Genomic DNA, 14,346 nt, shown 5'->3' on the forward strand with positions numbered 1-14,346 from the left:
CCCTTAATGGCCCTTTCTCTTCTCCACATCACGATGAGATACATGAACACTATACTCTGGTTTCAAATGTTTCCCAAGGTATTCTGTAAGCGTAACAGAACGATGCTGTCCACCTGTACATCCAATTGCAATTACAAGTTGACTTTTGCCTTCTCTTTTATAATGAGGCAGCATGAAAGTAATCAGATCCGTCAACTTCTCTAAAAACTTATGTGTCTCATTAAATTTCAGTACATACGAAGAAACTTCTTCATCTAGTCCTGTTAATGGCTTCATGTGTGGAATGTAATATGGATTTGGTAAAAAACGAACATCAAATACTAAATCTGCATCAATTGGAATACCGTACTTAAATCCAAATGACATAACATTTACACGAAATGCTTGCTCAGTTTCTGTTGAGAACAAGTGAACAATTTTTTCACGTAATTCTTTCGGTTTTAAATCCGATGTATCAAGCACAATATTCGCTCGTGCTTTCATATCTGTTAATAAATTGCGCTCTGCTTCGATTCCCTTTAACGGCAAACCAGTTGGTGCAAGTGGATGCGAACGTCTCGTTTCTTTATAACGAGTTACAAGCGTACTATCTTTCGCATCTAAAAATAAAATATGAGGAATAATCCATGTACGTTCTGATAAATCATCAAGTGCTCCCCATAAATGTTCGAAAAACTCGCGGCCACGTAAATCAATACCAAGTGCCACTTTATTCATTTTCCCTTTTGAATCCGCCATAAGCTCAATAAACTTTGGCAATAACATCGGTGGTAAATTATCTACACAAAAATATCCTAAATCTTCAAAACTTTGTAAAGCTACTGTTTTTCCAGCTCCAGACATCCCTGTAATAATTACCATTTTTATATCATTATTCTCTGTCATCGTATCCTCTCCTTGACGGTTTAACTCGGATCTAATCGATATGAAAGCAACTCAAAATCTGGGGTATATACAAATGTACCGTAGATTATGCCATTTCCTTTAATTAAATAATCAATAATGTGATAATCTCCTGGCGCCATTGCTAAATCATCAATTTTATCAAATGTATGCCAACCAATGATGCCTTCTTCGCTCTCTAGTTTGTTTTCTCCTGCAAAATCTGTCGCTAAAAAGGAGAACATCATCCATTCAGAAACAACTTTATCACCTTCTTGGATGACAAAGGTGAAGACCCCCTTTAACGCTGGGTTTTTCAAATAAATACCTGTTTCTTCGCGATATTCGCGAACAACGGAATCTCTTACAGTCTCACCACGCTCCATTTTCCCGCCTGGTGCAACCCACCAATTCCGGCGAGGTTTTTGGAGTAAGAGTACTTCATTATCTCTAATTAACACACAGTTTGTCACTCTTTGCATGTTTCTTCACCTCAGCTACTTGCAGTAAAATTCCTCACTGCATACTTCTTTCATTATACTATCAAAAACAGTTTGCTACAACGAAGGAGCCAGTCCTCTTTCGCTAAGCATATGCTACTCAGCAATTTTAAAAAAGCTTTCTATAACAAGCAATGTAAATGCTTAGACTTTTAATGAATAGCATGAAAAATCCCCTTAACGATTTTTATCGCCAAGGGGATTAAAGCCCTTATTTCTTACCGAAATAAGTAACAATCGCAAATCCTAAAATAAAGGTAATGATTGAACTTATAATTGAAAATCCACCAGTCGGAATCCCTGGGAATACAATTACAATCGAACCGATTACAAGTCCAATAATTGCCGCAAATGTCATACTTTTATAACGATCTAATAAAAAACTAATGCCTTTACTACTTACAACAAATCCGACCATAACACCAGCACCGATAACCACGATTAAAGGTAAATTAAGTGTAGTTAAAGCGTTAATTGCTGTTGGATACACACCAATAATTAATAAAATAAACGATCCACTAATCCCAGGAAGCAGCATGGCCATACTAGCCATCCATCCTGCGAAAAATAAACCAATTGCATTTAAAATTGTTAAAGTCGTAATTGGATCTGCTGCCTTATCTGGTTTAAAGAAAGCTGTAATCGCAACAAGAATTGCTGCAACTATTAATAAAACGATGTGCTTACCTTTAAACGATGACTTTGCATCAGCTTCCCTCATTAACATCGGTAATATACTAATAATTAAACCGAGGAAGAAAAATTGAGTCGGTTCATAATGATTTGCAAGTAAATATTTAATAACGTGACTTAACGTTAAAAATGCAGCTGCCACACCAGCTGCAAGGGGAATTAAAAATCCTAAATGTTTTTTCCATTCACGACTAAAGAATCCACTAATTGCCGCAAGCAATTGTTCATAAATCCCTAACACAACAGCGATTGTACCGCCGCTCACACCAGGAATTAAATCACTAACGCCCATACAAAATCCACGATATATATTACGCCATTCCATACTGAATAAATTCCTCATTTCTTATAGTGATTTTTTCCGTAAAGTCCAGTATATCAATAAGAAAGCTTATAATCCTTATATTTTTTGACAAAACTTTGACATTTTCACACAAAAAAAGAAGAAAGCTCCTGTCGGTAGCTTTCTTCTCAAAAGGTATATTATCCCTTATTTTTCTGATACAGTTTTTAATTCCTCTAATAATTCTTCTACGTAATGTTGTGCACTTTGCGCTGCAATACTACCGTCACCTGTTGCAGTTACAATTTGACGAAGCATTTTTTCACGAACATCACCAGCTGCGAAAATACCAGGGATTTTCGTTTCCATACGCTCGTTCGTTTCAAGGTAACCATTTTCATTTGTAATACCTAGTTCAACAAATGGTTTTGATAAAGGTAACATACCGATGTATACGAATACGCCGTCAGTTTTGACTTCTTTCTCTTCTCCACTATTTACGTCCACAAGTGTTACACTTCCTACTTTACCACTTGCTTCGTTGATTTCTTTTATAGTGTGATTCCAAATGAAATCTACTTTTTCGTTTTGGAAAGCACGGTCTTGTAAAATTTTCTGTGCACGAAGCGTGTCACGACGGTGAACGATCGTTACTTTTGATGCGAAGCGTGTTAAGAACACACCCTCTTCAACAGCAGAATCTCCGCCACCAATTACGATAAGCTCTTTTCCTTTAAAGAATGCTCCGTCACATACTGCACAATATGATACACCGCGGCCGCCAAGTTCTGTTTCACCCGGTACACCAATTTTTTTATACTCTGCACCGCTTGCAACGATAATTGCACGTGCTTTATATTCTTTTTTACCAGCAATAATTGTTTTGTATTCTTTACCATCGATGACTTCTTTCACATCACCGTATGCATATTCAGCACCAAATTTCTTCGCATGCTCAAACATTTTATTTGATAAATCTGGTCCTAAAATAGACTCATAACCTGGGTAGTTTTCTACATCTTCCGTGTTTGCCATTTGGCCACCTGGAATACCACGCTCAAGCATTAATGTGCTTAAATTTGCACGAGATGTATATACTGCAGCTGTCATACCAGCTGGTCCTGCACCAATAATAACGACATCATAAATTTTTTCTTCTGACACACTATTCACTCCTATCCATTCCTACACAATTAAGTTACCCTCATTATACTGTTAGCATCATTTTTTTCCCAATGATTTGCTTATCTTATGTGTGCGTACGCTTAACAGCTTGCACATACTTTCGGACAGTCGCTACAGATACATTATATACATCTCCAAGCTCCGACTGTGTCATTTTATTTCCTTGTTCGCCGCGTACAATGTATTCAATCGCAGCTGACCAGCCGTACACATTTGTAAATATGTCTCCAGATGTATATAAACGTATGAACGTACAAAACCAAAAGTGTAAACACTCTTCAATTAATTCATCATCTTTTTTCGTATAATTGTATAATGCATCCGCAATTCTCGCGCACTGCTCAAATTGCTGTAAATCAGCTGGAATACTCTTATGACTATTAAGTAAAAAGAAGTACTTTGCAAGTTGCGATACGATGGGAACACCGTTCTTCGCTTGCGTTATATCAAAGAAGAATCCAACCTTCTCCGGCGTTGACAATTCATTCATTAAATATAAAGCTAGCATTTGTTCTTCTAGCGTCGCACTTTGCTGAAATGATTTTCGTAATTCTTCAAATAACACATTTTGCCCTTCATCTGCTAAATTCAGCGCATTCCACGGTTCTTTTCCCTTTTTATCAGGATGTAATTCCACGACATATTGCCACATTTTTTCAGCTAGTTGCTGGTCTTTCACCATATACGCAGAATATGCAAACCAATAATAAAAACTAACGTCTCCCTCATATCCTTGACGCTTTAATAGTTTGAACCACTTATATGCATGCTCGAAATAACCAATTGTTGCGAGTGTAGTTCCCAGTTTCAAACGATGTTCAAATGAAATCGGATATACCGAAACTAGCTGTCCCGCTAATGCCTCTACTTGTTTATGCTCTCCAATTGAATATAGAAAAATAAGCGTATTACAAAGCGCATGTATATTACCAGGGTTTTTCTCTAAAATCATTTCTGTTAACTTCAGTGCTTTGTCTACATTACCAGATTGAAAATGTGCAATGGCTAAATTATTATGACCTGACCAAAATTCCGGATAATCTTTCGTAACAATTTCTAATGTAGCAATTGCTTCTTCCAATTGTCCATTACGAATATAGCGATTCGCTTCTTCCTGCATAACAATTAAATCATCTTCATCTTCAATCTCTTCCGCACCCATTGCTTCTTCTTCCATAATCTCAAGAAGTTCTAATGTATCTTCTACGAATTCCTTCTCTTTTGCAACTTCTAAATAACGATCTGCATATTTCTTCGCCTGTTGAAATAACCCCATATATGCATAATTATTTGCAATAAAATAATAGCACTGTTCAAGTTCTGGATTAGATCTAACTAACTTTAAGAAGATTTGATTCGATTCTTGATATTCACCAGCCTCAGATAATACTGATGCTAATTGACATAAAATAAACGGCTCCTTCTCACTTTGTGCCGCTCTTCGAAAATATTTAATTGCATCTTGCAATTTTTGTCCTTTGTAAGCTCTCATCCCTTTTTTATAAAAGAAGTCCGCTAATTGATTAAAAGAGATAACTTGTCCGTTCTCCTTATATATCCTTTGATTTTTCCCCATATATCCTCCAGTTTTTTGTTTTCTTCGTTCACACATTCTTCTATCTATAAGTATAAACGATTCCGTAAAAAACAAAACAGTATATTATACTCAATTATTTCCTTTTTATTCATAAAAAAAGAGGAGAAATGTTACATTTTCACCATGAACCTTCTCTTGCGGTCATTTGCTCTTTCGTATAAATAATACGCATTGGATTTCCACCTACGAAAGCACCGCTCGGTACATCTCTATGAACAAGTGTGCCAGCTGAGACAGTCGCACCGTCTCCAATGTTCACACCTGGTAATATTGTTACATTCGCTCCAATCATTACTTCATTTCCAATGACGATTTCGCCAAGTCGATATTCACGAATTAAATATTCATGTGCTAAAAGCGTTGTGTTATAGCCAATAATCGAATTCTCTCCCACAGTTATCTTTTCTGGGAACATAATATCCGGCATTACCATAAGCGCAAATGATGTTTTCTTTCCTACTTTCATCCGTAAAAAAGTGCGGTACAACCAATTTTTTACGGATAAAAATGGCGTGTAACGCGCAATTTGGATAATAATAAAGTTTTTCATTACCTTCCAAAAAGACACTGTTTTATACACATTCCATAACGAATTTTCTCCTGAAACAGGATAGCGCGTTGTCCGTCGCACTTAGCTCGCTCCTCTACTAACTTACTTGGACCTTTATGAACGGTTCATGTTAGACAAAATCGGTAGCAAATCACTCATTTTATCTAGCATAAAGTCCGGCTTGTAAGCCTCTAAATACGCTCTACCTTTCAACGTCCATGAAACCGCAGCTGTTTTCGTCCCCGCATTTTGACCACCGACAATATCATGATGATTATCCCCAACCATCAATGCCTCTTCTGGTTTTGCATCTAATAATTCAAGCGCTTTTTGAAGTGGCTCCGGATGTGGTTTCACATGCTCTACATCATCAATTGTCACGACAACATCAAAAAATTCATCAAGCTTTGACAACTGTAATCCCATCTCAACGGTTTGTCTCGCTTTCGTTGTAACAATACCAACTTTATAACCTTGCTTCTTCAACTCTCGAACTGTTTCATATACAGTTTCATATTCTTCTACTAATTCATCATGATGATCATGGTTAAATTTCCGATAGCTAGTAATCATCTCTTCAACCTTACTTTCATCAATCTTGCTGAAAGTATCATGCAAAGATGGACCGATAAATGGCAACACATCTTCACGCTTATATTGATTTGGATAATATGTATTTAAAGTATGTAAAAACGAAGAAATAATAAGTTCATTTGTATTAATTAAAGTTCCATCTAAATCAAATAACACGGTATTTATTCTCATCGCCTTAGTCCTTTCGCCTTCCTGAATATGAAAGAAGCAGCATCTTATAATAAGATGCTACTTGTCTCTAATTTTCTAAATATCTTTTATCAGCTTGCCCCATTTTTCGTCTCACAATAATGAAAATAATAGAAATAACAACAAGTCCAATTGACATTACTTGTGCAATACGAAGTGGTCCTAGCATTAAACTATCTGTACGTAAGCCTTCTACGAAGAAGCGTCCTACTGAATACCAAATTAAATATGTGAAGAATAACTCCCCGCGACGTAAATTCACTTTTCTTAATGCAAGTAGTAAAATTACGCCTGCAAAATTCCATAATGATTCATATAAAAACGTCGGATGATAGTACACACCCTCAATATACATTTGATTAATAATGAAATCCGGTAAATGAAGACCTTCTAAAAACTGTCTCGTTACTTCATCACCATGCGCCTCTTGGTTCATAAAGTTTCCCCATCGGCCAATTGCTTGTCCTAGTAAAATACTTGGTGCAGCAATATCAGCCAACTTCCAGAAGGAAACCCCGCGTCGCTTCGCAAAAAGAATTCCGGTAATAACAGCTCCGATTAAACCACCATGAATCGCCAAACCGCCTTGACGAATATTAATAATTTGACTCGGATTTTGTGCGTAATATTCCCATTCAAAAATAACATAGTACATTCTCGCAAAAAGAATAGCGATCGGTACTGCAATTAATACAAGGTCAACAAATGTATCTTTTGGAATACCTAGCCTTTCTCCCTCGCGAGTTGCCAGCCAAAGACCTAATAGCACACCTGTACCGATAATAATCCCGTACCAATACACAGGAAACGGCCCAAGTTGGATAGCTACACGGTCAAGCTGTGGTACAGAAGCTAACAGCATATGTATATGACCTCCCTCTCCAAAGTTTACTCCTGATTTCCTAACTCAATTGCACTCATTAATCGTTCAGAGAACTGCTGTGCTGCATTGACTCCCATACGTTTTAAACGGAAGTTCATCGCTGCTACTTCAATAATAACAGCCAAGTTTCGACCAGGACGAACTGGAAGTGTAATCTTCGTAAGCTCTGTATCAATAATTTTCATCTTCTCTTCATCAAGACCTAAGCGATCGTAATTTTTCTTTTGATCCCAAATTTCAAGATTAATAACAAGTGTAATACGCTTATAATTTCGTACTGCCCCTGCACCGAATAACGTCATAACGTTAATAATACCTAGACCACGAATTTCTAATAAATGCTCGATTAAATCTGGTGAACTTCCGACTAACATATCTTCATCTTCTTGACGAATTTCTACACTATCATCCGCAACAAGACGGTGACCACGCTTTACAAGCTCAAGAGCTGTCTCACTTTTACCAACACCACTTTGACCTGTAATTAAAACACCAACGCCGTAAATATCTACTAACACACCATGAACAGCTGTTGTTGGTGCTAACTTACCTTCTAAATAGTTTGTTAAACGACTTGATAATCTCGTTGTCGTTTGAGAAGAACGTAATAAAGGCATACCTGATTCACGTGATGCTTGTAATAACTCATCTGGTACATCTTGATTACGAGTTACAATAATACACGGCGTCTCCTCAGTACAAAGCGCTTTCATTCTCTCTTGTTTTTGCTCTGACGTTAACGTGTCAAAGAAAGTAAGCTCCGTTTTACCAAGAAGCTGCACACGATCTGCTGGATAGTATGTAAAAAATCCTGCCATTTCAATTCCAGGTCGTGATAAATCACTTGTATCAATTGGACGATGAATACCTTCTTCACCACTGATTAACTCCAATTGAAATTGTTCAATTAAATCTTTTGTCCTTACTTTCGGCATATGTATAAACCTCCACTCCGCTGCGGGTTCAGTCTCGTTTGATGTAAAATTCCATTCTATCGGATATTGTACCATTTTTTTCTGAAAACAAGAAATACGGTTTCTAATAAATAGAAAAAAACATTTCATACGAATAATGAAATGTTTTTCTTTTTGTCACTTTCTCTTTTTTTCATATAGAGGCTCAACAATTGCCTTTTCAATTATCATATTAAAAATTGAAATACAAATTGCCGCAACAATCGCTACACCAAATCCTGATATATTAAAAGCATCTCCTAATAATGAATCTGCTATTTTTAACGTAATCGCATTAATAACAATTAAGAAGAAGCCGAAAGTTACAACAGTAATTGGTAGCGTAATTAAAATTAAAAATGGCTTTACGAACACATTTAAAACCGCCAATATAATACTCGCAATAATTGCAGTTTGTATATTTGCTACGTAAAATGCATCTGGTGCAATCCCTTTTAAAAGTCCCGATACAGCGATTAACACAACGCTATTTACAAGAAGTGATACAATCCATCTCATTTCGTTACACATCCTTTTAAACATATATATTTCATCATACGCTAATAGATAAGAAACGCAAGTATGATACGAACACTTATATCAACTTATTCTATCTTTCATGCTTGTATACCTACTAACATTTCTTAGTAAAATAAGGGCCGCACCATCTATGTTCATGAGTTTTTACAAAAGTCCAAGTGAACTCCTTATCTACAATATAGATATCACCCTTATACATATCGTCCCTCTCACACAATATATCATCCATATGTAACAAACTCGCATCCTTTATTAACAGTACCTCATCACAGTGTTGGTAGAAAATGTAGCAATCCTTTTTCACTTCATTATGAAACGCGTTCTTTGCTTCTTTACCCTCTAAACACTTCTTTTTCTCATAACTAAATATGTGCCAAAGATACCCACATCCATACTTATCTCCATAAAGAAAAATGTCTTCTTTTTCTTCATCACTTAAATGATTTGCAAAGTGATCCTCCCAGCGCTTTCGAAAATATACACCCCAACTTTGAAACTCTCTTACTTTCATATTTTTCTTCCTTAACACCTCTAAAAACTTCATCTTCTCCCCCTATACAATAAAAACCGAGCGTCATTTCCACCCGGTTTTCATCAATAAACTTATTGCGATAATTCTACTTCTTTTATTTTCTCTTTCATTCTTGCTTTATCACGATTTAAAATCTCTTTTAAATATTTACCTGTGTACGAGCGCTCTTCTTTCACTACTTGCTCTGGCGTTCCGGAAGCAACGATTTGTCCACCTTTATCTCCACCCTCTGGTCCAAGGTCAACTATATAATCAGCTGTTTTTATCACATCTAAATTATGTTCAATTACAAGTACCGTCTCACCGCTCTCAACAAGACGTTGCAACACTTCTAGAAGACGTGCAATATCATGCGCATGCAAACCAGTCGTTGGTTCATCTAAAATGTATAACGTACGTCCTGTAGAGCGACGGTGTAATTCAGAAGCTAATTTCACACGCTGTGCTTCCCCACCAGATAATGTTGTTGCTGGTTGACCTAATTTCATATAACCAAGCCCAACGTCTACAAGCGTTTGAAGTTTACGCTTAATTTTTGGGATATTAGCAAAGAACTCTACTCCATCTTCAATTGTCATCCCTAACACTTCAGAAATATTCTTATCTTTATATTTCACTTCTAACGTTTCACGGTTGTAACGTTTACCATGACAAACTTCACACGGAACGTATACGTCTGGTAAGAAGTGCATTTCGATTTTAATAATTCCATCACCACGGCACGCTTCACAACGTCCACCTTTTACATTAAAGCTGAAACGTCCTTTTTGATATCCGCGCACTTTCGCTTCATTCGTTTGTGCAAACACATCACGAATATCATCGAATACACCTGTATACGTCGCTGGATTAGAACGTGGTGTACGACCGATTGGTGATTGATCAATATCAATTACCTTATCTAAATGTTCAAGACCTTTAATCTCTTTATGAGTACCTGGCTTCGCTTTCGCTTTATATAACTTTTGAGCTAGCGATTTATATAGTACTTCATTAATCATCGTACTTTTACCAGAACCAGATACCCCTGTTACCGCTACAAACGTACCAAGCGGGAATGACATTTTCGCATTCTTTAAGTTATTCTCTTTTGCGCCGACAATCTCTACTTTACGTCCATCACCTTTACGTCTTTCAAGTGGAACTGGAATAAACTCTTTACCGCTTAAATACTTCCCTGTTAATGAATTATCATCTTGCATCACTTCAGCCGGCGTCCCTGCTGAAACGACCTGTCCACCGTGAATACCTGCACCAGGCCCTATATCAAGTAAATAGTCAGCAGCCATCATCGTATCTTCATCATGTTCAACAACAATTAACGTATTACCTAAATCGCGCATTTCTTGCAATGTACGAATAAGACGATCGTTATCACGCTGGTGTAAACCAATTGAAGGTTCATCAAGAATATAAAGTACGCCAGTTAGACGAGAACCAATTTGCGTCGCTAAACGAATACGCTGCGCCTCACCACCTGATAAAGTTCCTGCGGCACGACTTAACGTTAAATAATCTAAACCAACGTTCACTAAGAACCCAACGCGCTCCTGAATTTCTCTTAAAATTAAATGAGCTATTTTTTGTTGCTTCTCCGTTAGCTCTACATTCGAGAAGAATTCTTGTACTTCTTGAACTGAATACTTCGTTACGTCAGCAATCGTTTTATTGCCAACAAATACAGCTAAGCTCTCAGGCTTTAAGCGTCCACCTTTACACTTCGGACAAGCTTGTTCTGCCATATACTTTTCCATTTGCTCACGAATGTAATCGGAGCTCGTTTCACGATAACGACGTTCAATGTTTGGAATAACACCTTCAAATAAAATCTCATTTTCCTTTACTTGACCAAATTCATTTACATAGCGGAAATAAACCTTCTCTTCCCCGCTTCCGTACAACACTTTATCAAATAAATCTTTCGGTATATTTTTCACAGGCACATCCATATCAACGCCGTAGTGATTACATACAGATTGTAAAAGTTGCGGGTAATATTGTGAACTTGTCGGTTCCCAAGGTGCAATTGCATGTTCATTTAATGATAAATCCCAGTTCGGGATAACAAGCTCTAAATCTACCTCTAGCTTTGAACCAAGTCCATCACAAGAAGGACATGCTCCGAACGGACTGTTGAATGAGAACATACGCGGCTCTAATTCTCCGATTGAAAAACCACAATGCGGACAAGCATGATGTTCACTAAATAGAAGTTCCTCTTCTCCCATTACATCAATTAACACTCGGCCTCCGCCAAGCTTTAATGCACTTTCAAGTGAATCAGCAAGACGGCTTGCGATTCCTTCTTTTACAACAATACGGTCAATTACAACTTCAATGGAATGCTTCTTATTTTTATCTAACGTAATATCCTCAGATACATCAAGCATTTCACCATCAACACGTACACGAACATATCCTTCCTTCTTAATATCTTCAAGTACTTTCACATGTGCACCTTTACGCCCAGACACGATAGGAGCTAACACTTGTAATTTCGTACGTTCAGGATATTCAAGAACACGGTCTACCATCTGCTCTACTGTTTGTGATGTAATTTCAATCCCATGATTTGGACAAATTGGCGTACCAATTCGCGCAAATAATAAACGTAAATAATCATAAATCTCCGTTACCGTTCCGACAGTTGAACGTGGATTACGACTCGTCGTTTTTTGATCGATTGAAATCGCTGGTGACAATCCTTCAATCGTGTCCACATCCGGCTTATCCATTTGTCCTAAAAACTGGCGCGCATACGCAGATAATGATTCTACGTATCTGCGCTGCCCTTCTGCATAAATCGTATCAAATGCTAATGATGATTTCCCCGAACCAGACAATCCCGTTACAACGACAAGCTGATTTCTCGGAATGGTTACATCAATATTTTTTAAGTTATGTGCTCTAGCACCTTTTACAACGATAAAATCCTTGCTCTTACTCACTTTTTTCACCCTTCCGCTTTTAATTCTAATAGTAAATCTCTTAGTTCAGCTGCACGCTCGAAGTCTAACGCTTTTGCTGCTTCTTTCATCTCTGCTTCCATCTTCGCAATTGTCTTTTCGCGCTCTTTTTTCGTCATTTTCTTAGAAGGAGTTGCTTCGTATGTTTCTGTCTCTTCAGCAGCTGTCGTTGCACGGATAACATCACGAACGCCTTTTTGAATCGTTTTCGGTGTAATACCATGCTCTTCATTGTAAGCTTCTTGTATACTACGACGACGCTTCGTTTCTTCAATCGCAATCCCCATAGATTTCGTTATACGATCTGCATACATAATAACGCGGCCGTTTTCATTACGCGCGGCACGACCAATTGTTTGAATTAATGAACGTTCTGAACGCAAAAATCCTTCCTTATCAGCATCTAAAATAGCGACAAGTGATACTTCCGGAATATCTAATCCTTCTCGCAATAAGTTAATGCCGACAAGTACATCAAATTTACCGAGGCGAAGATCACGGATAATTTCAATACGTTCTAACGTTTTAATTTCAGAGTGAAGATAGTTAACTTTAATTCCTACATCTTTTAAGTAATCCGTTAAATCCTCTGACATTTTCTTCGTTAAAGTCGTAATTAATACACGTTCATTTTTTGCAATGCGATCTTGAATCTCTCCTAATAAATCGTCAATTTGCCCTTCAATTGGTCGTATATCAATTGGCGGATCTAAAAGTCCTGTTGGACGAATAATTTGTTCTATTACTTCTGGTGACTGCTCTAACTCGTACGGTCCTGGCGTTGCCGAAACATAAATAACTTGATTCGTTTTCTCTTCAAACTCATCAAACGTAAGCGGCCTATTATCTAAAGCCGATGGCAGACGGAATCCATGATCCACAAGCACTTGTTTACGTGCTTGGTCACCGTTATACATCGCTCTTACTTGCGGTACTGATACGTGCGACTCATCCATAACGATTAAGAAATCTTTCGGGAAATAGTCTAATAACGTATACGGCGTTGCCCCCGCTGGACGAAGTGTTAAATGACGGGAGTAGTTTTCAATACCTGAACAAAAGCCCATCTCGCGCATCATTTCTAAATCATAACGTGTACGTTGCTCTATACGCTGCGCTTCTAACAACTTACCGTTATCATTTAACTCCTTTAAACGCTCTTCTAATTCTTTTTCGATATTTTCAATAGCGACCTTCATTTTCTCTTCACGTGTAACGAAGTGAGATGCTGGGAAGATTGCTACATGATCACGTTCTGCTAATACTTCACCTGTTAACGCATTTACTTCACGAATACGATCGATTTCATCACCGAAAAATTCAATTCGAATACAATGCTCATCAAGTGATGCCGGGAAGATTTCAACTACATCTCCGCGTACACGGAATGTACCACGCTTGAAATCAATATCATTACGTCCATACTGTACATCAACAAGTTCACGAAGCAATTGATTGCGGTCTTTTTCCATACCAACTCGAAGCGAAACAACTAGCTCGCGGTATTCTTCTGGAGAACCTAAGCCATATATACACGAAACACTCGCAACGATAATTACATCGTCCCGTTCAAATAATGCAGACGTTGCCGAGTGACGCAATTTATCAATTTCATCATTAATCTGCGCATCTTTTTCAATAAACGTATCTGTTTGCGGCACATACGCTTCTGGCTGATAATAATCGTAGTAACTAACAAAATATTCAACTGCATTATTCGGGAAAAAGTCTTTCAACTCACTATACAACTGCCCTGCTAACGTTTTATTATGAGCCATAACAAGTGTTGGCTTTTGCACTTCTTTAATGACATTTGAAATCGTAAATGTCTTACCCGTTCCTGTCGCTCCAAGCAACACTTGCTTTTTCTTTCCACTATTAATTCCCTCTACAAGCTTCTCTATAGCTACCGGCTGATCACCTTGCGGGGAATACGCTGAGACAATTTCAAATTGACGTTCCAAGAAAATCCGACCTCCTCATAAAAATCTGTATTATT

13 protein-coding genes are annotated in these 14,346 nt (G+C 37.6%); all 13 read right to left on the minus strand.

Annotated elements, in window-relative coordinates:
• Nucleotides 1-3: 3 nt before the first annotated feature.
• Nucleotides 4-885: an RNase adapter RapZ gene (rapZ, locus tag N2V80_RS25560; protein WP_000138459.1), complete on the minus strand. Its 882-nt coding sequence runs from the start codon at nt 883-885 to the stop codon at nt 4-6.
• 20 nt (nt 886-905) lie between these two features.
• Complete coding sequence (locus tag N2V80_RS25565) at nt 906-1,364, minus strand: NUDIX hydrolase (RefSeq protein WP_001190080.1); 459 nt, start codon at nt 1,362-1,364, stop codon at nt 906-908.
• Between the two features lie 229 nt (nt 1,365-1,593).
• On the minus strand, nt 1,594-2,400 hold the full coding sequence (locus N2V80_RS25570; protein WP_000455196.1) for a DUF368 domain-containing protein: 807 nt from the start codon (nt 2,398-2,400) through the stop codon (nt 1,594-1,596).
• 165 nt (nt 2,401-2,565) lie between these two features.
• On the minus strand, nt 2,566-3,522 hold the full coding sequence (gene trxB / locus N2V80_RS25575; protein ID WP_001288078.1) for a thioredoxin-disulfide reductase: 957 nt from the start codon (nt 3,520-3,522) through the stop codon (nt 2,566-2,568).
• Nucleotides 3,523-3,607: 85 nt separating this feature from the next.
• Nucleotides 3,608-5,119, minus strand: a complete 1,512-nt coding sequence (locus N2V80_RS25580) for a tetratricopeptide repeat protein (RefSeq protein ID WP_000517720.1) — start codon at nt 5,117-5,119, stop codon at nt 3,608-3,610.
• A 139-nt stretch (nt 5,120-5,258) separates the two neighbouring features.
• Nucleotides 5,259-5,771: an acyltransferase gene (locus N2V80_RS25585; protein WP_001255073.1), complete on the minus strand. Its 513-nt coding sequence runs from the start codon at nt 5,769-5,771 to the stop codon at nt 5,259-5,261.
• A gap of 33 nt (nt 5,772-5,804) precedes the next feature.
• Nucleotides 5,805-6,455 carry a pyrophosphatase PpaX gene (gene ppaX, locus N2V80_RS25590; RefSeq protein WP_002097946.1) on the minus strand — a complete coding sequence of 217 codons (651 nt, stop codon included), beginning with the start codon at nt 6,453-6,455 and terminating at the stop codon, nt 5,805-5,807.
• A gap of 67 nt (nt 6,456-6,522) precedes the next feature.
• Nucleotides 6,523-7,335 carry a prolipoprotein diacylglyceryl transferase gene (lgt, locus tag N2V80_RS25595; protein WP_000922848.1) on the minus strand — a complete coding sequence of 271 codons (813 nt, stop codon included), beginning with the start codon at nt 7,333-7,335 and terminating at the stop codon, nt 6,523-6,525.
• Between the two features lie 26 nt (nt 7,336-7,361).
• A complete protein-coding gene (hprK, locus tag N2V80_RS25600; RefSeq protein WP_001127250.1) occupies nt 7,362-8,291 on the minus strand; it encodes an HPr(Ser) kinase/phosphatase in 930 nt (309 codons plus the stop codon).
• A 156-nt stretch (nt 8,292-8,447) separates the two neighbouring features.
• Nucleotides 8,448-8,828: a phage holin family protein gene (locus N2V80_RS25605; protein WP_001267308.1), complete on the minus strand. Its 381-nt coding sequence runs from the start codon at nt 8,826-8,828 to the stop codon at nt 8,448-8,450.
• Nucleotides 8,829-8,943: 115 nt separating this feature from the next.
• The gene (locus tag N2V80_RS25610; protein ID WP_000670206.1) at nt 8,944-9,393 is read right to left on the minus strand and encodes a DUF4275 family protein; all 450 of its coding nucleotides are present in this window, start codon (nt 9,391-9,393) and stop codon (nt 8,944-8,946) included.
• A gap of 59 nt (nt 9,394-9,452) precedes the next feature.
• Nucleotides 9,453-12,329, minus strand: a complete 2,877-nt coding sequence (gene uvrA, locus N2V80_RS25615; protein WP_000045558.1) for an excinuclease ABC subunit UvrA — start codon at nt 12,327-12,329, stop codon at nt 9,453-9,455.
• Between the two features lie 5 nt (nt 12,330-12,334).
• Nucleotides 12,335-14,311, minus strand: coding sequence for an excinuclease ABC subunit B (gene uvrB / locus N2V80_RS25620; RefSeq protein ID WP_000441060.1), 1,977 nt, complete (start codon nt 14,309-14,311; stop codon nt 12,335-12,337).
• Between the last annotated feature and the right edge of the window lie 35 nt (nt 14,312-14,346).

This window comes from Bacillus sp. FSL W8-0640 (assembly GCF_038007725.1).
Lineage (GTDB): Bacteria > Bacillota > Bacilli > Bacillales > Bacillaceae_G > Bacillus_A > Bacillus_A cereus.

Bases quoted from the DNA above. Each gene is read 5' to 3' on its own strand.
- N2V80_RS25580 (WP_000517720.1), bottom strand. From the start codon at position 5,119: ATGGGGAAAAATCAAAGGATATATAAGGAGAACGGACAAGTTATCTCT.
- hprK (WP_001127250.1), bottom strand. From the start codon at position 8,291: ATGCCGAAAGTAAGGACAAAAGATTTAATTGAACAATTTCAATTGGAG.
- N2V80_RS25605 (WP_001267308.1), bottom strand. From the start codon at position 8,828: ATGAGATGGATTGTATCACTTCTTGTAAATAGCGTTGTGTTAATCGCT.
- N2V80_RS25565 (WP_001190080.1), bottom strand. From the start codon at position 1,364: ATGCAAAGAGTGACAAACTGTGTGTTAATTAGAGATAATGAAGTACTC.
- rapZ (WP_000138459.1), bottom strand. From the start codon at position 885: ATGACAGAGAATAATGATATAAAAATGGTAATTATTACAGGGATGTCT.
- N2V80_RS25570 (WP_000455196.1), bottom strand. From the start codon at position 2,400: ATGGAATGGCGTAATATATATCGTGGATTTTGTATGGGCGTTAGTGAT.
- ppaX (WP_002097946.1), bottom strand. From the start codon at position 6,455: ATGAGAATAAATACCGTGTTATTTGATTTAGATGGAACTTTAATTAAT.
- lgt (WP_000922848.1), bottom strand. From the start codon at position 7,335: ATGCTGTTAGCTTCTGTACCACAGCTTGACCGTGTAGCTATCCAACTT.
- N2V80_RS25610 (WP_000670206.1), bottom strand. From the start codon at position 9,393: ATGAAGTTTTTAGAGGTGTTAAGGAAGAAAAATATGAAAGTAAGAGAG.